This window comes from Massilia sp. 9096 (genome assembly GCF_000745265.1).
Classification (GTDB): Bacteria; Pseudomonadota; Gammaproteobacteria; order Burkholderiales; family Burkholderiaceae_D; genus Telluria.
In genome coordinates this window covers 135,892-155,272 of sequence record NZ_JQNN01000001.1, presented here as the reverse complement: position 1 = coordinate 155,272, position 19,381 = coordinate 135,892, and the positions used below count along the sequence as shown (strand labels likewise).

At 67.1% G+C, this 19,381-nt stretch carries 17 protein-coding genes; 8 read left to right on the top strand and 9 right to left on the bottom strand.

Features of this window, described 5'->3' with window-relative positions; genetic code table 11:
- Positions 1 to 11: 11 nt before the first annotated feature.
- The 5 genes from FA90_RS00680 to FA90_RS00660 all read right to left on the bottom strand — a co-directional run bounded on the left by FA90_RS00680 (position 12) and on the right by FA90_RS00660 (position 7,124).
- Positions 12 to 1,823, bottom strand: coding sequence for a glycoside hydrolase family 2 protein (locus FA90_RS00680; RefSeq protein WP_036164788.1), 1,812 nt, complete (start codon positions 1,821 to 1,823; stop codon positions 12 to 14).
- Positions 1,810 to 2,910, bottom strand: coding sequence for a galactokinase (galK, locus tag FA90_RS00675; protein WP_036164785.1), 1,101 nt, complete (start codon positions 2,908 to 2,910; stop codon positions 1,810 to 1,812). Before galK ends, FA90_RS00680 begins: the two co-directional genes overlap by 14 nt.
- A complete protein-coding gene (locus FA90_RS00670) occupies positions 2,907 to 4,028 on the bottom strand; it encodes a Xaa-Pro peptidase family protein (protein ID WP_051971290.1) in 1,122 nt (373 codons plus the stop codon). The genes galK and FA90_RS00670 overlap by 4 nt, the downstream gene beginning before the upstream one ends.
- On the bottom strand, positions 4,025 to 5,119 hold the full coding sequence (gene galT, locus FA90_RS00665; protein WP_036164778.1) for a galactose-1-phosphate uridylyltransferase: 1,095 nt from the start codon (positions 5,117 to 5,119) through the stop codon (positions 4,025 to 4,027). Before galT ends, FA90_RS00670 begins: the two co-directional genes overlap by 4 nt.
- A 391-nt stretch (positions 5,120 to 5,510) precedes the next feature.
- Entirely contained in the window at positions 5,511 to 7,124 is a 1,614-nt protein-coding gene (locus FA90_RS00660; protein WP_036164776.1) for a dipeptidase, read from the bottom strand.
- 162 nt (positions 7,125 to 7,286) lie between these two features.
- Here FA90_RS00660 and FA90_RS00655 point away from each other — a divergent pair, with 162 nt between their 5' ends.
- A complete protein-coding gene (locus FA90_RS00655) occupies positions 7,287 to 8,138 on the top strand; it encodes a pirin family protein (protein ID WP_036164774.1) in 852 nt (283 codons plus the stop codon).
- Positions 8,139 to 8,288: 150 nt separating this feature from the next.
- Here the strand turns inward: FA90_RS00655 and FA90_RS00650 are convergent, their stop codons facing one another.
- Entirely contained in the window at positions 8,289 to 8,663 is a 375-nt protein-coding gene (locus FA90_RS00650) for a hypothetical protein (protein WP_036164771.1), read from the bottom strand.
- Between the two features lie 275 nt (positions 8,664 to 8,938).
- Here FA90_RS00650 and FA90_RS00645 point away from each other — a divergent pair, with 275 nt between their 5' ends.
- A complete protein-coding gene (locus tag FA90_RS00645) occupies positions 8,939 to 9,973 on the top strand; it encodes an asparaginase (protein ID WP_036164769.1) in 1,035 nt (344 codons plus the stop codon).
- Between the two features lie 86 nt (positions 9,974 to 10,059).
- Positions 10,060 to 11,112 (top strand): SDR family oxidoreductase, encoded by a 1,053-nt coding sequence (locus tag FA90_RS00640; protein ID WP_197065218.1) that lies wholly within the window; start codon positions 10,060 to 10,062, stop codon positions 11,110 to 11,112.
- 57 nt (positions 11,113 to 11,169) lie between these two features.
- Here the strand turns inward: FA90_RS00640 and FA90_RS00635 are convergent, their stop codons facing one another.
- Positions 11,170 to 12,096, bottom strand: a complete 927-nt coding sequence (locus FA90_RS00635) for an AraC family transcriptional regulator (protein WP_036173494.1) — start codon at positions 12,094 to 12,096, stop codon at positions 11,170 to 11,172.
- A 139-nt stretch (positions 12,097 to 12,235) separates the two neighbouring features.
- Between FA90_RS00635 and FA90_RS00630 the strand changes: the two genes are divergently transcribed.
- Positions 12,236 to 12,727 carry an antibiotic biosynthesis monooxygenase family protein gene (locus FA90_RS00630; RefSeq protein WP_197065217.1) on the top strand — a complete coding sequence of 164 codons (492 nt, stop codon included), beginning with the start codon at positions 12,236 to 12,238 and terminating at the stop codon, positions 12,725 to 12,727.
- A gap of 463 nt (positions 12,728 to 13,190) precedes the next feature.
- Here FA90_RS00630 and FA90_RS00625 read toward each other — a convergent pair whose 3' ends face one another.
- Both FA90_RS00625 and FA90_RS00620 read right to left on the bottom strand, forming a co-directional pair.
- Entirely contained in the window at positions 13,191 to 13,622 is a 432-nt protein-coding gene (locus tag FA90_RS00625) for a GNAT family N-acetyltransferase (protein ID WP_036164762.1), read from the bottom strand.
- A gap of 95 nt (positions 13,623 to 13,717) precedes the next feature.
- Positions 13,718 to 14,602, bottom strand: coding sequence for a hypothetical protein (locus FA90_RS00620; protein ID WP_036164761.1), 885 nt, complete (start codon positions 14,600 to 14,602; stop codon positions 13,718 to 13,720).
- A 113-nt stretch (positions 14,603 to 14,715) separates the two neighbouring features.
- Between FA90_RS00620 and FA90_RS00615 the strand changes: the two genes are divergently transcribed.
- The 4 genes from FA90_RS00615 to FA90_RS00600 are packed head-to-tail and all read left to right on the top strand — an operon-like array spanning position 14,716 to position 19,380.
- Positions 14,716 to 15,162 (top strand): MarR family winged helix-turn-helix transcriptional regulator, encoded by a 447-nt coding sequence (locus tag FA90_RS00615; protein WP_036164758.1) that lies wholly within the window; start codon positions 14,716 to 14,718, stop codon positions 15,160 to 15,162.
- Between the two features lie 47 nt (positions 15,163 to 15,209).
- A complete protein-coding gene (locus tag FA90_RS00610) occupies positions 15,210 to 16,712 on the top strand; it encodes a DHA2 family efflux MFS transporter permease subunit (RefSeq protein WP_051972062.1) in 1,503 nt (500 codons plus the stop codon).
- A gap of 48 nt (positions 16,713 to 16,760) precedes the next feature.
- On the top strand, positions 16,761 to 18,212 hold the full coding sequence (locus FA90_RS00605) for an efflux transporter outer membrane subunit (RefSeq protein ID WP_197065216.1): 1,452 nt from the start codon (positions 16,761 to 16,763) through the stop codon (positions 18,210 to 18,212).
- A gap of 13 nt (positions 18,213 to 18,225) precedes the next feature.
- Positions 18,226 to 19,380, top strand: a complete 1,155-nt coding sequence (locus tag FA90_RS00600; protein WP_036164754.1) for an HlyD family efflux transporter periplasmic adaptor subunit — start codon at positions 18,226 to 18,228, stop codon at positions 19,378 to 19,380.
- Position 19,381 lies beyond the last annotated feature (1 nt).

Sequence of the window (19,381 nt, the reverse complement as noted above, 5' to 3'; positions counted from 1 at the left end):
TTGCGGATCTCTCAGGCTGGGCCTGCCCCCTTCTCCTCCGGGTCGATGTCACTGGTCTGTTGCAACTGGACATTTCGGGTAGCAGCGCTGATCACCTCGAATGGCAGCTTCGGTGTGCGGTCCGCGTTGAGCAGGCCGTTGGCTTCCTGGAAGGTGTCGGCGAACTGGGTGTAGCAGAAACCGCTGAACATGAAGGTCTCGTTGACCACTTTCAGCAGGTTGCGGTACAGCTCGAGATAGCTCTCGGCCGTGTGGGCACGGGTGTAGCCCCAGGTGCCGTCCTCGGGGGTCGCGTTCGGGTCGAACGCGATGCCGCCGAATTCGGTCAGCACGATGGGCTGGCCGCGGTGCGGGAACCCGTCCAGCGTCAGGATGCGTCCGCCAGGGCGGCGCTGGTCGAACAGCGTGCGCACGGGGTCGCTGACCTCGTAGCGCGCCTTCAGCTTTTCCGGGTTGCAGTCGTAGTCGTGGATGCCCAGGATGTCGGTGGCCGAGGCTTCCCAGCCGTCGTTGCCGATCACCGGGCGGGTCGCATCGAGCGTGCGCGTCAGGTGGTACAGGGCCTCGACCGCGTTGCGATGCGCCTGGGTCAGCGTCAGGTTCGGCACGCCCCAGGATTCGTTGAACGGCACCCACACGATGATGCAGGGGTGCGAGTAATCGCGTTCGATCGCCTCGGTCCATTCCTTCACGATGCGCTGGATCGCGCGCGGCGTGAAGCGGTAGGCCGACGGCATCTCTTCCCACACCAGCAGGCCGAGCTTGTCGGCCCAGTACAGGTAGCGCGGGTCTTCGATCTTCTGGTGCTTGCGCACGCCGTTGAAGCCCATCTTCTTGGCCAGCTCGACGTCGCGCTTCAGGTGCTCGTCGGACGGCGCGGTCATGAACGACTCCGGCCAGTAGCCCTGGTCGAGCACCAGGCGCAGCGGATACGGGCGGCCGTTGAGCAGCAGGCGGTCGCGGTTGATGTGGAACGAGCGCAGCGCGGTGTACGACTTGATGTGGTCGACCACCTGGTCGCCGCAGCGCAGGATGACCTCGGCGTCGAGCAGGGTCGGCGTCTCCGGGCTCCACAGCAGCGCGTTGCGCGAGTCGTCGATGCCCGGGTCGGACAGCGCGATCTTGCGGTTCGCTTCGCCCGCCACCAGCTTGTAATGATCGTCGGCGAGCAGCTGTTCGCCGTGCCAGATCTTGACCTCGACGAACATGTCTTCCAGGATGTCGCCGCCGGCGAACACTTCGCAGCCGATCTCGAAGGTCTCGAAGATCGGGGTCCAGCGCAGGCGGTGGATGAAGCTGCGCGGCACCTGCTCGATCCACACGGTCTGCCAGATGCCGGTGGTGCGCGGATACCAGATCGAGTGCGGCTCGAGCAGCCAGTCCTGCTTGCCGCGCGGCTTGGCCAGGTCGGCCGGATCGTCTTCGACGAACACGGTCACGGTCTGCTTGCCGTTGCTGTTCAGGGCGTGCGTGATGTCGGCCGAGAACGGCGTGTGGCCGCCCTCGTGCTCCGCCACCAGCTTGCCGTTGACCCAGACGCGCGCCGAGTAGTCGACCGCACCGAAGTGCAGGATGGTGCGCTCGTCGGAGGCTTGCAGCTCGAAGTCGCGCTCGTACCAGCAGTAGCGGTGAAAGCCGGTGTCCTGGATGCCGGACAGCTCGGTCTCGGGTGCGAACGGCACGTTGATCTCGTGGGTCCAGGCAGCATCGCTGTCCGGGGTACGGTTATCGGATCCGTCGGCGAAGCGGAAGCGCCACTTGCCGTTCAGGTTGACCCAATTGTCGCGTACCAGCTGGGGGCGGGGATACTCAAACTGGCTCATTGTTTTCCTTTCCTTGGGAGGACACCGGGATCAGGATGCGTCCCTGGCGTCCGTTTTTGTTGTAGGTGGAGAGTGCTGCTTGTGCAGCTTGGCTAGCCTGGCCGGCACGGCACAACGCGACCGTGGCCCCGCCGAAACCGGCGCCGGTCAGGCGCGCGCCGAGCACGCCGGGGGTGGCGCGCAAGGCGTCCACCAACTGGTCGAGCTCGGGAATCGAAACTTCATAGTCGTCGCGCAGGCTGTCGTGCGACGCGTTCATCAGTTCGCCGAAGCGTTCGGCCGACACGCCTTCGGCGGCTTCCAGCACGCGCAGGTCTTCCAGCACCACGTGGCGCGCACGGCGGCGCAGCACGTCGGGCAGCTGTTCGACCAGCGCTGGATCGGTCACGTCGCGCAGGGCCTGCACGCCCAGCTTGCGCGACGCTTCCTCGCACTCGGCGCGGCGTTCGTTGTATTTGCTGGCCGCGAGCGTGCGCGGCATCCCCGAGTCGATCACGATCAATTCGGTATCGGGCGGCATCTGCACCAGCCGGTGCTCGAGCGTGCGCGCGTCGATGAACAGCATGCTGCGCTCGTCGCACAGGCTGGACGCCATCTGGTCCATGATGCCGCAGTTGACGTGGGCGTAGTCGATCTCGGCGCGCTGGGCGATCTGCGCCAGCTTGACGTCGTCGAGTTCGAAGTTCAGCAGTTGGCGCAGCGCGCGCAGGGTCGCCACTTCGAGCGCCGCCGACGACGACAGGCCCGAGCCGACCGGCAGGTTGGTGGTGACGAACACGCGCAGCGGCGGCACCTCGACGCCCGTCGCTTCGACCAGGCGGATGCAGCCCTCGATGTAGCTGCCGAAGCCCTGCGGCGCGCTGCCGCCTTTCGCGGCGAAGGTCACGTTGCCATCCAGCGTGCCGGAGTAGAAATGGTGGTTGTCGTCGTGCGAACGCGCCAGCGCAACCGAGGTGCGCTGCGGCGTCGCCACCGGCAGCATGAAGCCGTCGTTGTAGTCGGTGTGTTCGCCGAGCAGGTTGACGCGCCCGGGCGCGGATGCCAGCGCCTCGGGGGCGCCGCCGAAAAAGGTTTCTGGACTAGTCATGTTGTCGCCTCCAGCCAAAGCGGCCGCGCACGGCCTCGTATTGTTGTTGTAGGCCAGCTCGGGTCGATGGTCAGGTTTTCAAGACCGCCGGGGCCGAGCAGGAAGGTGTCTTCGATCTTGATCCCGTCGAAGCTGGGGTTGAATGCGAACGCCATGCCGGCTTCCAGCCCGGTCGCGCTGGTCGGACTGGCGGAAAGTTCGCGCGCCGCGTAGCCGGTGATGCCGCCCTGGTGGTAGGCGCGGATCGCGTCCGGCCGGTCGGCGTGGCGATAGGCCGCGTCGAGCGCGTGGTAGACCGCGGCCAGCGACTGCCCCGGGCGCACAGCGTCCAGGGCGGTGGCCTCGACCTGCAGGAGGTCCTGCTGCTCGTTGCGCTCGTCGAGGCTCAACGGACGGAAGGTCACGAAGCGCGTCAGGTTGGCGTACAGGCCGTGGCGGCGCGCACTGAACACCAGCATCGCATGGTCGCCGATCGGCTCGAAGGTCGGGGTCGGATGGCGGTACAGGTGCAGGCGGCGGCTGCCGGCCGCCAGCACCTGGGCCGGCTGGATGCCGCGCCGCATCAGCGCCTCGCAGCCGGCGCCGGCAAGGCGCACTTCGGTCCAGTCGGGCCTGGCGGCGCGCAGCACGTCGCTCAGCGCCTCGGCGGCCGCGCGGCCCAGCGCGCGGTAGCGTTCCTGCTCGGCCGGCGTCAAGGCCATGCGGCGCAGGCGCAGGCCGTGCGGCAGCGCTTGCTCGCCGGTGCGCGGGCGGTCCGACAGCACGATCCCGGCATTGCCGCCGCTTGCGGCCGCGTTCAAGGCGTAGGTGTCATGCAGCTCGGCCTCGGCCCACGGCGCGATGTGATAGGTGAAGCCGGCCGGGACTTCTTCCTGGCGGATACGCTCGGCCTCGACCTCGTCGGTCAAGACACAGGCTTCGTCGGCGGTCACCAGCAGTTCGGCGACGCCGCAGTCGGACGCCAGCCGCACCGCGCAATCGCCGCCCGCCGTGGCCCAGGAAAACCAGTCGGCGCCGCGCAGCCGGATCGCGCCCGCACCGGCCTGCAGCAGCGCGTTGCGCAGCAGTCCGAGCTTGGCCGCGGATTCGGCCGCGCGATCGCCGCTCGCCACTGTCATGCACCTTCCTCCAGGTTGACTTCGACCTGCTGCAGCTCGTAGGCGGTGGTTTCGGGCAGCACGTCCATCGCGAACATGCCGGCCGCCAGCTCGGTGCCGGCCAGGTACTTCAAGCGGTCGCGCGTGCGATACGGCGGATAGAACTGGGCGTGCAGCTGGGTTTCCGGATGCGCTTCGCCGTCGGTCGGCGCCTGGTACCAGGCCATCAGGTAAGGGAAAGGCCGGTTCCACAGCGTGTCGAACTTGAGCAGCGCCGTCTTGAGCGCGCGCGCCAGGCTCTCGCGCATCGGCGGCGTCAGGGCGGCGAAATCCTTGCACGGCGCGGTCGGCATGACCCACACCTCGTACGGATAGCGCGCGCAGGCGGGCACGAAGGCGATCGCATGCTCGTCCTGGTACAGCACGCGCTTGCCGTCGGCGGCTTCATCGCGCGCCATGTCGACCAGCATGCTCGAGCCGTGCTGCTGGTAGTACTCGCGTTCCTGCGCCAGCTGGCGCGCCGGCACCGACGGCACGAACGGATAGCAGTAGATCTGGCCGTGCGGATGGTGCAGCGTCACGCCGACTTCGGAACCGCGGTTCTCGAACGGCAGCACGTACTGGATGTTCGGGTTGGCGCCGATGCGCGTGGTGCGGTCGCCCCAGACTTCCAGCAGCAGCTCGATGCGCGACAGCGGCAGCCGGCCCAGCGATGCCTGCGGATCCTGGGTGAACACCACGACTTCGCATTTGCCGTTGGCGGGCGCGGTCGGCACCGTCAGCGTCGGCGGATCGTGCGACTCCAGCGCCAGCGACGGGAAGCGGTTGTCGAACACCGCGATCTCGTATTCGCCCGCCGGCATCTCGGTCGGATGTTCGGGGTCCTTGGTGACCGCCAGCGGGTTGTACTGCGGCGGCGGCTGGTAGGTGCGGTTCTGGCGGAACGCGGCATACGTCACCCACTCGCCGCGCAATGGATGCCAGCGCAGGTGCGGATTGGCGTTCTGCGGCTCCGCGAATGGGCTGGTCGCCACGATGCCGGCCGGGATCGGCAGGTTGCTGTACAGGGTGAGTTGTCGTCCGTCAGGTTTTACGAGATCTTGGCTGTGCATGGTTGAGTAAGATGGCAAATGGCGCGAACGAGCGCGAACGCGGTCAGGGGTTGATCCTATCATGGCGTTTTCGACACATTTTATTTCCGTATGCACCACATTTTCCAGGGTTCAATAAGCCTTGGAAGGTGTTACCGATTAGCGCTACCCCGCCCTGCTTTCTCTCCTAGGGAAAGGGCTGCGATCCAGGCTGTTTCTCCTATGAGCGCTGGCCTGATGTAGGACTTAGCTTACATAATGAATGGAAGGTTTTCCCTGTTCCCGCGCGAAGTTGACCTACGCATTCGATCAGTGTTCAAAATCGTGCCGGGCTTGCCATGTGCGCTCGCAGCATCGGGCATGGCTTCGGAGATGGAAAAGCGCCGGCACGAAGGGCCGGCGCGGGTGGGCATTACTTGGCGAGCTCGGCCATGACGGCCGTGTACATCTGCAGGTTCAGCAACAGCTGTCTGGTGGCGATGAATTCGTGCTCGGTGTGGCCGGTATAGACCGTGTGCGGCATCGACGGGCCGAAGCTGACGGCATGCGGGAACAGGCGCGAGTTGGTGCCGCCGCCGATCGCGACCGGCTTCGGGTCCTTGATGCCGGTAAAGGCCGAGAACACGCCGAGCAGCGTGGGCAGCTGCGGCGCGTCGAGCTGCACCCAGGGTTCGCCGATCTCGGTCTGGACGTTGGCCAGCTGCAGGTGCGCGCCCTGCCACTGGGCCAGCGCGGCGTTGATCTCGTTCGACAGCTGCTGCGTGGTCTTGCCCTGCGGGCGGCGGATGTTGATGCCGAGCTCGAGGCCGCGCTGCTCGGGCGCCAGCTTGGGGTCGTCGCCGCGGTCGTGGATCACCGTCGGCGCGAAGGTCATCGGCCCCATGAAGGCGTCGCGGTAGGCGATGTTGCCGAACTTCTCGCCGTAGTAGCCGGTGCCGACCATCTCGTTGAGGAAGTTGACCAGCGCCCCGGCGGTGGTGTCGGGCCAGGTGCGCCCGCCAAGGACGTCGGCCAGCATGCTGATCGCGTTGACGCCGTCCTCGGGTTTCGACGAGTGCGCCGAGACGCCCTTGGCCGTGATTTTCAGGTCTTGCCCGTCCCAGGCGAAGGTGGTGCGCAGCGCCGTCTGCCTGGCGGCGCGCTGGCGCAGCTGGGCTTCCAGGGCCGGGTTGGCGTTGGCGACGACGGCCGTGGCGTCCTCGGGGATCTGGGCCGCGAAGAAGCCGCCCGTGAAGCTGCGGATCCAGGGCGCGTCCGCGGGCGCCGGCGCGGCTTGCCTGGGCAGGGTCACCGCCAGCATGCCGAAGCCCTTCTCGGCGACCACGGCCGGGTATTCGGCGTCGAGCGTGATGTTCATCTCCGGCATCGCATGCGCCTTGACGAACGCTTCCAGCGGCGCCCAGTCCGATTCCTCGGCCATGTAGACGTACAGCTCGATGCGCTTGCTCAGCGGCAGCTGCAAGTCCTCGAGCGACTTCAGCGCGTACAGCGCATCGGCGATCGGCCCCTTGTCGTCCTCGGCGCCGCGCGCCAGCAGGCGGCCCGGTTCGCTGGTGCGGTCGAGCGTGAACGGCGACTGCTTCCACTTGGACGCGTCGACCGGCTGCACATCACCGTGCGCCACCAGGCCGAGGCGCGGCCGGGCTTGCCCGTTCTCGACCGCCTGCCCCAGGCCGACCACGGCCACGCAGCCGTAGTCCGTGAAGTCCAGGCCCAGGCGGACCGCTTCCGCTTTCAGCGCGGCCTTGAAGGCGGCGTGGCGCGGATTGCGCTCGCACGGCAGCTTGGGATCGGCGACGGTGTCGTAGCTCACCAGCCTGGCCAGGGTGTCGACGACGTCGTCCTGGTAGGTGTCCAACGCGTGCTTTGCCGCGCGCATGGCGGTCTCGCTCGGCGCCGCCGGCGCGATGGCGGACGGTGCCGCCGCACCCGCCGCGACGGCCTCGCTTGCGTGTGCGCCCGCACCCGCACCCGCACCCGCGGCCAGCGCCAGCAGCGTCGCCGCCAGCAAAAACTTCTTCTTCATGAAATACCCTGTCTCCTGGTTCTCGTGCTTTGTTCTCGTCATGCTCCCGCTGCAGGAGCGCAAGGAGTCTAGCAGGGAAGCCCAGGCGTGCAAAGGCGGACGCGGCGTCGCCCGCACGCGCAATCGGGTATCGTATCGCCAACAATCAAAGGAGAACCCGGCATGACCTTCAAGACCATCCAGCGCCTGCACCCCGCCATGCGTGACGATATCGGCGACCTGATCACGCAACGGCCGGTGCCGGGTCCGCACGTCGAACAGATCGATCCCTTCCTGTTCCTGAACCACCATGGTCCGCAGGTCTATCCGCCGCACAACCGCGGCCTGCCCTTCGGCCCGCATCCGCACCGCGGCTTCGAGACGGTCACCTTCATCCTCGACGGCGAGCTGGCGCACCGCGACAGCGCCGGCCACGAAAGCGTGATCGGCCCGGGCGGCGTGCAGTGGATGACCGCCGGACGCGGCCTGGTGCATGCGGAAATCTCGCCGCAATCATTCATGCAGGCCGGCGGCCCGCTCGAGATCCTGCAGCTCTGGGTCAACCTGCCGCCCGCGCTGAAGATGACCGAGCCGCGCTACACCGGCCTGCAGGCCAACGATATCCCGGTGGTGGAAGCCGACGGCGGCAAGGTACGCGTGCATCTCTCGTCCGGCCAGTTCGGCGGCGTGACCGGTCCGTTCGAGTCGCTCACCGGCGTGTTCCTCTCGATCGTCGAGATGAAGGCCGGCGGCGAGCTGTACCTCGACGGCCTGCTCGACCGTAACGTGTTCCTGTACGTGGTGCGCGGCGTGATCGAGGCGATGCCGGACACCGTCAGCGCCATGCACCTGTGCGAGTTCGAGCCGCAAGGCGACGAGCTGCGCGTGCGTGCCGCGCACGATGCGGTGCTGCTGCTGGGTCACGCGTTCCCGATCAACGAGCCGGTGGTGGCGCACGGGCCGTTCGTGATGAACACCCGCGAGGAAATCAATCAAGCCATCCGCGACTACCAGGCAGGTAAGTTCGGCTCGTGAGGGGAACCTCGCAAACCTACTGCGCGTCGCGGAGGCGGCCTGCGATACTCGCCGTACCGTAAGTACGGCTGCGTTTCTCGCTCGGACAGATCCTCGCCCTCGGCTTCCGCTCGCTACGGTTTTCGAGGTTCCCTTGAGGGTGTCGTCCATTCAGTGCTTAGCTTGATTCAAGACGACCTCATCGGCGAACGGCACGCGATCGAAGGTCAGCTCGGCGCCGCTGTCGCGGCTGACGAAGCGCTTGCCGCCGGTCGGCACCAGTTCCTCGCGCTTGCCGTCGAACTCGGCGAACACCTTGCTGCGCTGGCTGGTCACGGTCAGCGTGCGGCCGTCGTCGAGCTGGAAGGTGCCGACCATGTGGCGCGCCTCGTCCGGCGACAGATGGTAGGCGGCGTGCGGAGACGCCTGCACCAGCACGGTGTTGGCGGCGTGGGTGGCCGGGATGGACGGGTCGGCGAAGGCGGACACGGAAAAGGTGGCGGCGGCAGCGGCGAAGGCGAAGGCGAGAACCTGAGAGATGCGCATGATGGCTCCTGGTCGATGAGTGAGCAAGGGATCGGTGGTTTCATGTCGCCGTGTTGAACAATGTGGGGCGAGTGAGACCAGTCTAGGCAGGGCCGCCTCCAGCGTCCGCGCGCATCCGCCGGAACGCGGAAAAAGCGGGATAAAGCGTCGAAAAAGCCGGCCGAACGGCGCCAGATGCATACATTTTTTGCATCGGCGCATGGGTGCACGGCGGGCCGGCGAAATCCGCTACAGTGGCGCCATCCCAACCGCTGCCGCACCTTGCGGGCTACACCATGCATCCCGTACCGCTCGTCGCCACCACGCGTGGCTATCCCGACACCGGCTACCCGCTCGAGAACATCCACTTCGGCTCGGTGGCCGTGGTCGACGTCTCGGGCCGGCTGCTGTTCTCCGCCGGCGATCCCGACTTCATGACCTTCACGCGCTCGGCCCTGAAGCCCTTCCAGGCCCTGCCCTTCGTGCTCGCCGACGGTCCGGCGCGCTTTGGCCTGACGCGCGACGAACTGGCCCTGCTGTGCGCCAGCCACTCGGGCGAGGAAAAGCACCTGGCCGGGGTGGAATCGATCCTGGCCAAGATCGGGCTGGACGAAAGCCACCTCGAATGCGGCTGCGCCGCGCCGCTGTACTACGACACCACCGGCTTGCCGGTGCCGAGCGGCCGGCGCTGGCGCACCGTCCACCACAACTGCTCGGGCAAGCACAGCGGCTTCCTGGCCTGGTGCCGCATGCACGGCGCGCCGACGCGCGGCTACGTCGACCCGTCGCACCCGCTGCAGCAGACGATCCGCGCCACGCTGGCCGACGCCGTGCAGATGCACCAGGACATGCTGCCGACCGGGATCGACGGGTGCTCGGCGCCCAACTTCGCGATGCCCCTGGCCCGCCTGGCCCACCTGTACGCGCGCCTGGCGCAAGGCAGCCGCGACCCGAAGCTGGGCGGCGCCATGGGCGACCTGTTCGATGCGATGAGCGCGCGGCCCGACCTGGTCTCGGGCTCGGAGCGCACCGACCTTGCCTGGATGACGGCCGGCGGCGGCGACTGGGTCGCCAAGATCGGCGCCGATGCGGTGCAGGCGATCGGCGTACGCTCGGCCGGCATCGGCATCGCGATCAAGGTCGCGGACGGCGCCGTGCGCGCGCTGCACCCGGCGGTGTTCAGCGTGCTCGACCAGCTCGGGCTGCTCGATGCCAGGCGGCGCGCGCACCTCGAGGCCTACCGCGCCCCGGGCATCAAGAATGCGCGCGGCACGCCGGCCGGCGAGGTGCGCGCGGTGTTCACGCTGCAGCCGGGCGAAATGCCCGGGTGAGCCCGCGCGCGCGCGCGGGCGGGCGGGCGCGGCCATTCCAATGCCGCGACGTATCGAACGCCGGGCTCGCCGTCAGTGCAGCTAGCATGCAGTTTCGAATCCAGACCGACGACCGGAGAGAAACCATGCTGTCCTTCCTGATGCGCGGCGCCCTGATCTGCTCGGCGCTGATCCTCGGCGGCTGCGCCACGATGAGCGCCGACGACCGGCAAAGCATCGCCGGCAAGACCTACGTGATCACCGGCGCGTCCAGCGGCTTCGGGCGCGGGGCCGCATTGCGGCTGGCGCAGATGCACGCCAACGTGGTGCTGGCCGCGCGCCGCACCGAGGTGCTGAACCAGGTCGCGAGCGAGGCCCAGGCCGCGGGCGGTACGCCGCTGGTGGTCACCACCGACGTCTCCAAGCTGGACGACATGCGCCACCTGCGCGACGCCACGCTGCAGCGCTTCGGGCGCATCGACGTCTGGATCAACAACGCGGCGGTCGGCGCGATCGGCGAATTCGACAAGGTGCCGGCCGAGGACCATGCGCGCGTGGTCGACGTCAACCTGAAGGGCGTGATCTACGGCAGCCACCTGGCGCTCGAGCAGTTCCGCAAGCAGGGCCACGGCGTGCTGGTCAACCTGGGTTCGGTCGAGAGCGAGATCCCGCTGGCCTACCACGCCTCGTATTCGGCCACCAAGGCCGCCATCCTCGGGCTGGACCGCGCGCTGCGCGAAGAGCTGCGCCTCGAAGGCGTGCGCGGTCCGATCGAGATCGCCACCATCATGCCGTGGGCGACCGACACGCCCTTCTTCGATCATGCCGCCAACTACACCGGCCGCACCGCGCGCATGCCGATGATGGACGACGCCGAGAAGGTGGTCGACTACATCGTCTACGCCTCGGTGCACCCGAGCGAGGAAGTGCCGACCGGCTGGAAGGCGCGCGGCGCCTACTGGTCGCACCGCATCGCGCCCGACATCACCGAGCGCATGGCGGCCAACGTCGCGCACACCTCGCAGATGGAGCATGCCCCGGCCACGCAGCCGCCGACCAGCGGCTCGCTGTACCTGTCGCCGCCGACCGGAACCGGAGTCGATGGCGGCGTGCGCGCGCGCATGCATCGCGAGGACGAGGAGCGCAAGGGCAAGGAGTGAGCGTCGCGGGCAGGGGCGTTCGATCGCCGCTGCGTGCCGGTCCGGCGCGCATGCATCTCAAGCGGTTGGGGCGGACCGTGCCCTGCGCCGATAGGCGTCGGGCGAGCAACCCATCGTTCTCTTGAAGGCGGCGCTGAATGCGCTCTCGGTCGCATAGCCCAGCGACAGAGCGATCGCGCCGATCGAATCCCTTGCGCCCGATGCCAGCCTCTCACCGGCCACCAGCATACGCCAGCGCAGCACATATTCGATCGGCGCGACGCCTACCGTGGTTTTGAAGCGGGACGCGAACGTGGCGCGCGACATGCAGGCCAGTTCGGCCAGCGTCTGCAAGGTCCACCCGCACCCCGGGTTTTTATGAATGGCAGTGATGGCTTTGCCGAGCTGCTTGTCGGCCACCGCAGCGAGCCATCCTTGCCGTAACGCGGGCGCGCGCCCGAGGTAGGCGCGCAGCGCAAGGACGAGCGCCATCTGGGCGAGATGGATGGCGACGAGGTGGCCGCCGGATTGCATGTCCCGCAGCTCCTGCATCAAAAGCTCCATCGAAAAGCGCAGCGCCGCTTTATTCGATGGATTATTGATGAGTATGACCTCCGGCAGCGCATGCAACAGGTCGCCAGCATCCTTCTCGGGAAAATGGAAAAAGCCGCCGACTCCTGTGACCTCGCCTCCGCCATGCATGCTTGCGATGCCCCCAGCCACGGCGGACGTCACAAATCCGACAGCGTCGATAGCAGGCAGGTCGAGATCACTTGCAAAGCGAAATGGCTTGCCCTTGGCCAGGAGAACGCAGTCGCCTGGACCGAGCCGGATGGGCGCGGCATCGCCCTCCATCGCGAGCCAGCATTCGCCTGAAATCACCGCATAGCAGCCAAGCCCGTCGTTTGCCGGAAACTGGAGCGACCACGCGCCGGCCATGTCGATCCCGCGAAACATATAGTCGTTGGGCTTGAGCGTGGACAGCAGGTCCGACAGTGGGTCCATGACATTCCAGACGATTGAGATAGCAATCCAGATTCCCAAGCATGGCCTGGAAGAAACGCCGAGCATACCATGCCAACAAGTCAATCAAGACCACCGCGGCGGCGAAGCCTTCGCGTAACACATGACTTCAAGGTCAACCATGCCCACCTCATTACGGATGTTTTCCCTGACGGCGCTGGCCGCCCTCGTCACCGGCTGCAGCATTTCGATGCCTTTCAAATGGATCGACGGCCTGTCCCACCAACAGGGAATCGACAACGGCACCGCGCACGAGCAACTCATCGTCGCCATCACCCACGCCACCGTCGATGCGGACAAACGGAAAAGTTTCGATGATGCCGCTTACCGCGTGCTCGACAGCCTGCCTTCCCAACCGGGACTGGTCGGGTATTCGGTGCGGCGCCAATTGTTTGGCAATGAAGTCTGGACCGCGACGGTGTGGACGGACGAGGCCTCAATTGAGCGCTTCGTCCGCGCCGCGGCGCACACCCAGGGCGTAGCCACATCGGGCTCTGCGGTACAGCACATTGAATACACGAGGCTGAACATCCGCCGTGACGAACTGCCGATCAGCTGGGGACGGTTACTGGAAGCGGTACAAGCAAAAGAACATGCGCCAGGGGTGTCGTGACGATCCGATTCCAACCCGACTCCACACCGCTTGGGCAAAAGGATACCTATGGATTACCCTGATCCATTTCGACAAGCGATAGTCGCCACGCAACTTGAAATGCTACGTCGAGCCCATCTTTGTTAAGCCGGTACCCCTGGCGTCGACGCACGTAGCTGTTCAATCAATTGCTTAGCGCAAAACAACTCATAAACCTCACGGCTGTACCAAAACGTCCCGATCGATATGAATACAATCGGGATCACACCTGCCCACGCGTGTAGGACTGCAATACACAGCATGGAGAGGATCATGGCAATCGTCCAGGAAAAGATCAGGTTCGTTACCCAGGACTCGACATACCACTTCCCGGTATCGTAAAAGCGTACGCGAGCGTTTGCATCTGAGCAATTCGATCGGTGCCTGGAACGCTGGTCCTGTCCGGCACGAGTCAGTACGCTGTTGGCCCATTGCAGACCTTACTTCAAGCGCTCTCTCTACCTGAACGATTCAGTGAATAGCGGTAGATGTCTTGCCGTCGCTGCCATCGGCGCCGTGTCCAGTAACGGTTAGCGAGATCATTGTCGACAAAAACATCGATATGGGTTTTTTCGATCCCGATTTTGCATAGCTCCGCCAAGCAGCTCTCGACCAGTTCGTTGGCGATACCACGGCCGCGATACGCCGCATCGACGACGACGTGCTGCAGATATCCGCGACGCCCATCATGGCCGCACATCGCACAGCCCACCACCCGCCCTGCGTCGATACACAGGAAACTCATGCCCGGATTACGTGCGAGGTAGCGCTCTGTCGCTTGCCGAGAATCGGCATCGCGGATCGCTACTCCGGACGTGCCGTGCATCAAAGCCATCACATCGTCATAGTGGTCGATTGTATAGGGGAGAATATTCATCGAAAAGGTTTTCTATTGCTGAACGGGAAACGATTCCTTCTGGCGGATAGCCCGCCTCCAATCAGTCTACTGTACGAGTCAGCCATCGTTTCGCATTAGCCGGCCTCCCCCGTCCCCACCGCCCGCACCATCACCTGCGCCAGCGGCTCCAGCACCCGATCATCGGTCCAGTAGGCCAGGTGCGAGAGCGGATTCCAGCTCTTGAGGATCCAGTTGATCATCCCCTGCCCCGCATTGATCGCGCGGTCCTCGACCAGCGCCGCGTACTCGGGCGAGAGCGGCTGCAGCGGCCAGCCGAGCGCGTCGTCGGGATCGTAGATGTTGAGCCAGCCGAAGCCCGGTCCCATCAGCGTGCGGTCGATCGGCTTGACGTCCATCGTCTTGTGGGCGGCGACGAAAATCGGGATGTTGCAGCCGGTCGTGACCAGCCCGGCGCAGCTGGCGCCGCGCAGGAAGGCCTTTTGCTCGGGCAGCAGGATGCGGCCGAGCGCGCGCAGCGACCAGGCGTCGATGTCCTTCCAGATGCCGGCCACCACCGGCCCGCCCCGCGCCGCCTTCTGCGCGTCCCACAGGTAGCTCGACAGCACCTGGCAGCCGAGCGACTGCGCCAGGAACACCACCTTCGCGTCCGGGCCGTGCTCCCAGGCGTCCAGCAGCTGGCGCGCGATCGCCTCCTGCGCCAGCTCGTACACCGAGCCGTCGATCTCCTTGCGGTTCTCCAGCCCGGCCGCCTCGCCGAAACCGAACAGCAAAAAGCGCCGCAGCTCGTCGTAGTGCAGCTGGGCGCCGGTTTTGACACGCGCCCAGACCATGTCCTGGTTGACCTGCAGGATGTCCTCGTAATACACCGCGCGGAAGCTGATCCAGGCCTCGATCTGGTGCGGCGCCAGGCGCTTGCGCAGCGCCGCGAACAGCGGCTCGGCATAGTCGAGCGGCTGGGCGCCCATGCCGTGGAGGGTCACCAGGGCGACTTGCTGCATGCGGGTCTCCTTGTGTAAAGGTTGGGTATCCATTCTGGCTAGCGGACCCGGCTTTGACAAGCCGGTTTGCATAGATTAAACTCGATAGATACCTATCTATTCGTCACCTAATCATGCGTGAGCTACCCAATTCGATCGACGAGCGCATCTCGGGCGCCCTGCACGGCGCCGCGCGCGTCTGGCGCCAGGCGCTCGACAAGCGCCTCAAGCACCTCGGTATCGGCCAGTCGGGCTGGATGACGATCGCGATGGTCGCCAAGGCGGCCGAGCCGCTGTCGCAGCGCGCGCTGGCCGACCTGGTCGGCGTCGAAGGTCCGTCGATGGTCTCGATGCTGGACCGCCTCGAGCGCGGCGGCCTGGTCACGCGCGCGCCGTCCGCGCACGACCGCCGCGTCAAGCTGGTCCAACTGACCGACGCCGGCCGCAAGATCTACGCCGAAGTCCACACCGTCGCCCAGGGCTTTCGCGCCGACCTGTTCGACGGCCTCGACCCGGCCCGGCTGGCCATCGCCGCCGAGGTGCTGGAAACCCTGCGCAAGCGCATCGAGGAGTCGCTGTGACGGATAACCCGAGCCTGGCGTCCGAGCGCCAGCCGATCAACCGCACCATGATCACGATCTCGATCATGCTGGCGACGATCATCCAGGCGCTCGACGGCACCATCGCCAACGTGGCGCTGCCGCACATGCAGGGCGCGCTGTCGGCGTCATCGGACCAGATCACCTGGGTGCTGACCTCCTTCATCGTGGCCGCCGCGATCGCCACGCCGCTCAACGGCTGGCTGGTCGACCGCTTCGGCCTGAAGAACGTGTTCCTGGTCTCGGTGGCCGGCTTCACCATCGCCTCGGTGCTGTGCGGGTTGTCGGCGACGCTGACCGAGATCGTGGTCGCGCGCATGCTGCAGGGCGTGTTCGGCGCGGCGCTGGTGCCGCTGTCGCAGGCGACGCTGCTGGACATCAACCCGCGCGAAAAGCACGGCTCGGCGATGGCGGTGTGGGGCATGGGCGTGATGATCGGCCCGATCCTGGGCCCGAGCCTGGGCGGCTGGCTGACCGACAGCTACAGCTGGCGCTGGGTATTCTTCATCAACGTGCCGATCGGCGCACTCGCCTTCTACGGCATCTGGCGCTACATCCACGGCAGCGCGGGCGCACGCCGCATCCGCTTCGACATGTTCGGCTTCGTCACGCTGTCGATCGCCATCGGCGCGCTGCAGATGCTGCTCGACCGCGGCGAACAGAACGACTGGTTCTCCTCCACCGAGACCTGGGTCGAACTGATCCTGACCACGCTGTCGTTCGCCTACTTCATCGGCCACACGCTGACCAGCCCGGCCGGCAAGACCTTCGTCGACTTCCGCCTGCTGAAGAACCCGAACTACGTCACCGGCCTGCTGCTGATCTTCGTGGTCGGCGTGGTGCTGTTCGCCACGCGCGCGCTGATGCCGACCATGCTGCAGGGCTTGATGGGCTACCCGGCCGCGCTGGCCGGCCTGGTCACGGCGCCCTCGGGCCTGGGCACGATGGCGGCGATGCTGGTGGTCGGGCGCATGACCGGCAAGGTCGACCTGCGCCTGCTGCTGGGCGCGGGCTTTGCCATCACCGCGTTCTCGCTGTGGCAGATGACCGGCTACACGCTGGTGCTGTCGCAGGGCGACATCGTATGGCCGGGCGTGATCCAGGGTATCGGCCTGGGCCTGGTGTTCGTGCCGCTGTCGGCGGCCACCTTCGCCACGCTGACCTCGGAGATGCGCGCCGAAGGCACCGCGCTGTACAGCCTGATCCGCAACATCGGCTCGTCGATCGGCATCGCGCTGGTGCAGGCGCTGCTGGTCCGGAACACGCAGATCGCGCACGCCTCGCTGGTCACCCACGTCACCAACGCCAACCCGGCGCTGCTCGACCCGGCCAGCGGCTATTCCGCGGCGACGCAACTGGGCGCGGCGATGATCGACAACGAAGTCACGCGCCAGGCCTCGATGATCGCCTACGTCGACGACTACAAGCTGATGATGCTGATGACCGTCATCGTGATCCCGCTCCTGATCCTGATCCGTCCGCCCAAGGCTTCGGCGGGACCGGCCCAGGTCGACCACGCGGCCATGGAGTGAGTCCGCGCAGGACCTGAAGAACACATGAGAAAAACCACAATGCGACACTTGAAACTTGTTCCTGCCGCGCTTGCTGCGGCGCTGCTGGCCGGCTGCGTGCACGTCCCGGTCGACACCAGCCGCGCCGCCGGCCCCGACTTCGCCAAGGCGCGCGTCGCCCCCGCCATCACGCTGCCGGACGGCGCCTGGCCGGCCGAACAGTGGTGGCAGGTCTACCAGGACCCGCAGCTGAACACCCTGATCCAGCGCGCGCTGCAGGACAGCCCTGACCTGGTCGTCGCGCAGGCGCGCGTGACGAACGCGCAGGCCGCGGTCACCAGCCAGCGCGCCGACGAAGGCGCGCGCGTCGACCTGAACACCGGCGCCAACCGCCAGCGCTATTCGTCCAACGGCTTCTTCCCGCCGCCACTGGGCGGCGAGTACTACAACGACTTCTCGGTGCAGGCGCGCGCCTCGTACGACTTCGACTGGTGGGGACGCCACCGCAGCCTGATCGCGGCGTCGCTGGGCGAAGCCAACGCCAGCCAGGCCGAAGCCGCGCAGGCGCGCCAGACCCTGGCCGCGAACGTCGCGCAGAGCTACTTCCGCCTGCAGATGCTGTGGGCGCGCCAGGACAACGTGAACGCCCTGATCGCCGTGCAGCGCGATCTGATCCGCGACGTCGAGGCGCGCATGGCGCATGGCCTGGTCAACCAGGATGCGGTCCAGCGCGCGCGCCTGGACCTGGGCACGCTCACCGAGCAGGCCAGCCGCTACGATACCCAGGCGGCGCGCGAACGCGAGGCGCTGCGCGCGCTGATCGGCGGGGATGCGGAGGCCTTGTCCGACCTGGCCCGCTTCCAGCCGCGCCCGGCCGACAACACGCTGCCGCACGACCTCGGCATGGAACTGCTGGCGCGCCGGCCCGATTTGCAGGCCGCGCGCTGGCGCGTCGAGGCCCAGCTCGGGCGCATCGCCGCCTCCCAGGCCGCGTTCTACCCCGACATCAACCTGATGGCCGGGATCGGCCTGGATGCGGTCTCGCTCGGCAAACTGTTCCGCTACCCGAGCCGCACGCCGATCGTCGGCGGCACGCTGAACCTGCCGATCTTCGACGCCGGCCGCCTGAAGGCCCAGCTGGGCGCGGCGCGCGCCGGCCGCGACGAACTGCTGGCCGAGTACAACCTGGCCGTGCTGGACGCCGTGCGCGACGTCGCCGTGCAGGGCGCGACCTTGCAGGGCCTGGCGCGCGAGCAGGACGCGCACGCCGCCGCCACGGATGCGAGCCGCAAGCTGGCCGACAACGCCCAGGCGCGCTTGACCCGCGGCCTGGCCGACCGCGCCGACGTGCTGCAGGCGCGCCAGAACATGCTGCGCCAGCGCGACGCCGACCTGGTGCTGATCGACGCCCGGTTGCAGGCGCAGGTCCTGCTTGCCGAGGCGCTCGGCGGCGGCTACCACGCCGGCGACGCCGAACGCACCGCAGCGGCCACGAACACGAACACGAACCGACCACAGTAAAGCCGACAACGACATGAGTACAGAGACCCAAGCACCGAACAAGAACAAGCGCCGCGTCGTCCTGGCCGGCATCACCGTCGCCTTCCTCGCCGCCGGCGCGGCGTACGGCGCCTATTACCTGCTGGTCGCGTCCAAGCGCGTCGAGACCGACAACGCCTACGTCGGCGGCAACCTGGTCAACGTCTCGTCCCAGGTCACCGGCAGCGTGGTCGAGATCCGCGCCGACGAAACCCAGATGGTCAACGCCGGCACCGAGATCGTCGTGCTCGATCCGGCCGACGCCCAGGTCAACCTGGCCCAGGCCGAAGCGCGCCTGGGCAGCACCGTGCGCCAGCTGCGCGCCAGCTATTCGAACGTCGACCAGCTGCAGGCCGTGGTCGACCAGCGCCGCGTGACGCTCAAGACCGCGCAGGAAGACCTGGCCCGGCGCGCGCCGCTGGCCGCAGACAACGTGGTCTCGGGCGAAGACGTGGCGCACGCGCGCCGCTCGGTGGAGGATGCGAAAGCCGCGCTGGAAGTGGCCGAGAAACAGCTGGCCGCGGGCCGAGTGAGCGTGGCCGGCGTGTCGCCGCAGGATCACCCGTCGGTGCAGGCGGCCAAGGCCGACTACCTGGCCGCCTGGCTGGCCGCGCGCCGCAACGCCATCGTGGCGCCGGTGACCGGCTACGTCGCCAAGCGCAGCGTGCAGGTCGGCAGCCGCATCGCCCCGGGCGCGCCGCTGCTGTCGATCGTGCCGCTGAACCAGCTGTGGGTCGACGCCAACTTCAAGGAGTCCGAGCTGCGCGACATCCGCGTCGGCCAGCCGGTCACGCTCGAAGCCGACGTCTACGGCGGCAAGGTGGCCTACCACGGCAAGGTGATGGGCCTGGGCGCCGGCACCGGCAGCGCCTTCTCGCTGCTGCCGGCGCAGAACGCGACCGGCAACTGGATCAAGGTGGTGCAGCGCGTCCCGGTGCGCATCTCGCTCGATCCGAAGGAATTGCAGCAGCACCCGCTGCGCATCGGCCTGTCGATGACGGCCGACGTGGACATCGCCAACCCCGGTACCGGCGTCCTGGGCACCGCCGCCACCGCCGCGCCGGCCTACTCGACCAATGTGCTGAACCAGCCGCTGCAGGAGGCGCAGCAGGCCACGGATGCGATCGTGGCCAAGAACATGGCGAAGTGAG

Excerpts from the sequence above, each read along its gene's own strand:
- FA90_RS00680 (WP_036164788.1), bottom strand. The coding sequence starts at position 1,823 with ATGAGCCAGTTTGAGTATCCCCGCCCCCAGCTGGTACGCGACAATTGG.
- galK (WP_036164785.1), bottom strand. The coding sequence starts at position 2,910 with ATGACTAGTCCAGAAACCTTTTTCGGCGGCGCCCCCGAGGCGCTGGCA.
- FA90_RS00670 (WP_051971290.1), bottom strand. The coding sequence starts at position 4,028 with ATGACAGTGGCGAGCGGCGATCGCGCGGCCGAATCCGCGGCCAAGCTC.
- galT (WP_036164778.1), bottom strand. The coding sequence starts at position 5,119 with ATGCACAGCCAAGATCTCGTAAAACCTGACGGACGACAACTCACCCTG.
- FA90_RS00660 (WP_036164776.1), bottom strand. The coding sequence starts at position 7,124 with ATGAAGAAGAAGTTTTTGCTGGCGGCGACGCTGCTGGCGCTGGCCGCG.
- FA90_RS00655 (WP_036164774.1), top strand. The coding sequence starts at position 7,287 with ATGACCTTCAAGACCATCCAGCGCCTGCACCCCGCCATGCGTGACGAT.
- FA90_RS00650 (WP_036164771.1), bottom strand. The coding sequence starts at position 8,663 with ATGCGCATCTCTCAGGTTCTCGCCTTCGCCTTCGCCGCTGCCGCCGCC.
- FA90_RS00645 (WP_036164769.1), top strand. The coding sequence starts at position 8,939 with ATGCATCCCGTACCGCTCGTCGCCACCACGCGTGGCTATCCCGACACC.
- FA90_RS00640 (WP_197065218.1), top strand. The coding sequence starts at position 10,060 with ATGCAGTTTCGAATCCAGACCGACGACCGGAGAGAAACCATGCTGTCC.
- FA90_RS00635 (WP_036173494.1), bottom strand. The coding sequence starts at position 12,096 with ATGGACCCACTGTCGGACCTGCTGTCCACGCTCAAGCCCAACGACTAT.
- FA90_RS00630 (WP_197065217.1), top strand. The coding sequence starts at position 12,236 with ATGCCCACCTCATTACGGATGTTTTCCCTGACGGCGCTGGCCGCCCTC.
- FA90_RS00625 (WP_036164762.1), bottom strand. The coding sequence starts at position 13,622 with ATGAATATTCTCCCCTATACAATCGACCACTATGACGATGTGATGGCT.
- FA90_RS00620 (WP_036164761.1), bottom strand. The coding sequence starts at position 14,602 with ATGCAGCAAGTCGCCCTGGTGACCCTCCACGGCATGGGCGCCCAGCCG.
- FA90_RS00615 (WP_036164758.1), top strand. The coding sequence starts at position 14,716 with ATGCGTGAGCTACCCAATTCGATCGACGAGCGCATCTCGGGCGCCCTG.
- FA90_RS00610 (WP_051972062.1), top strand. The coding sequence starts at position 15,210 with ATGATCACGATCTCGATCATGCTGGCGACGATCATCCAGGCGCTCGAC.
- FA90_RS00600 (WP_036164754.1), top strand. The coding sequence starts at position 18,226 with ATGAGTACAGAGACCCAAGCACCGAACAAGAACAAGCGCCGCGTCGTC.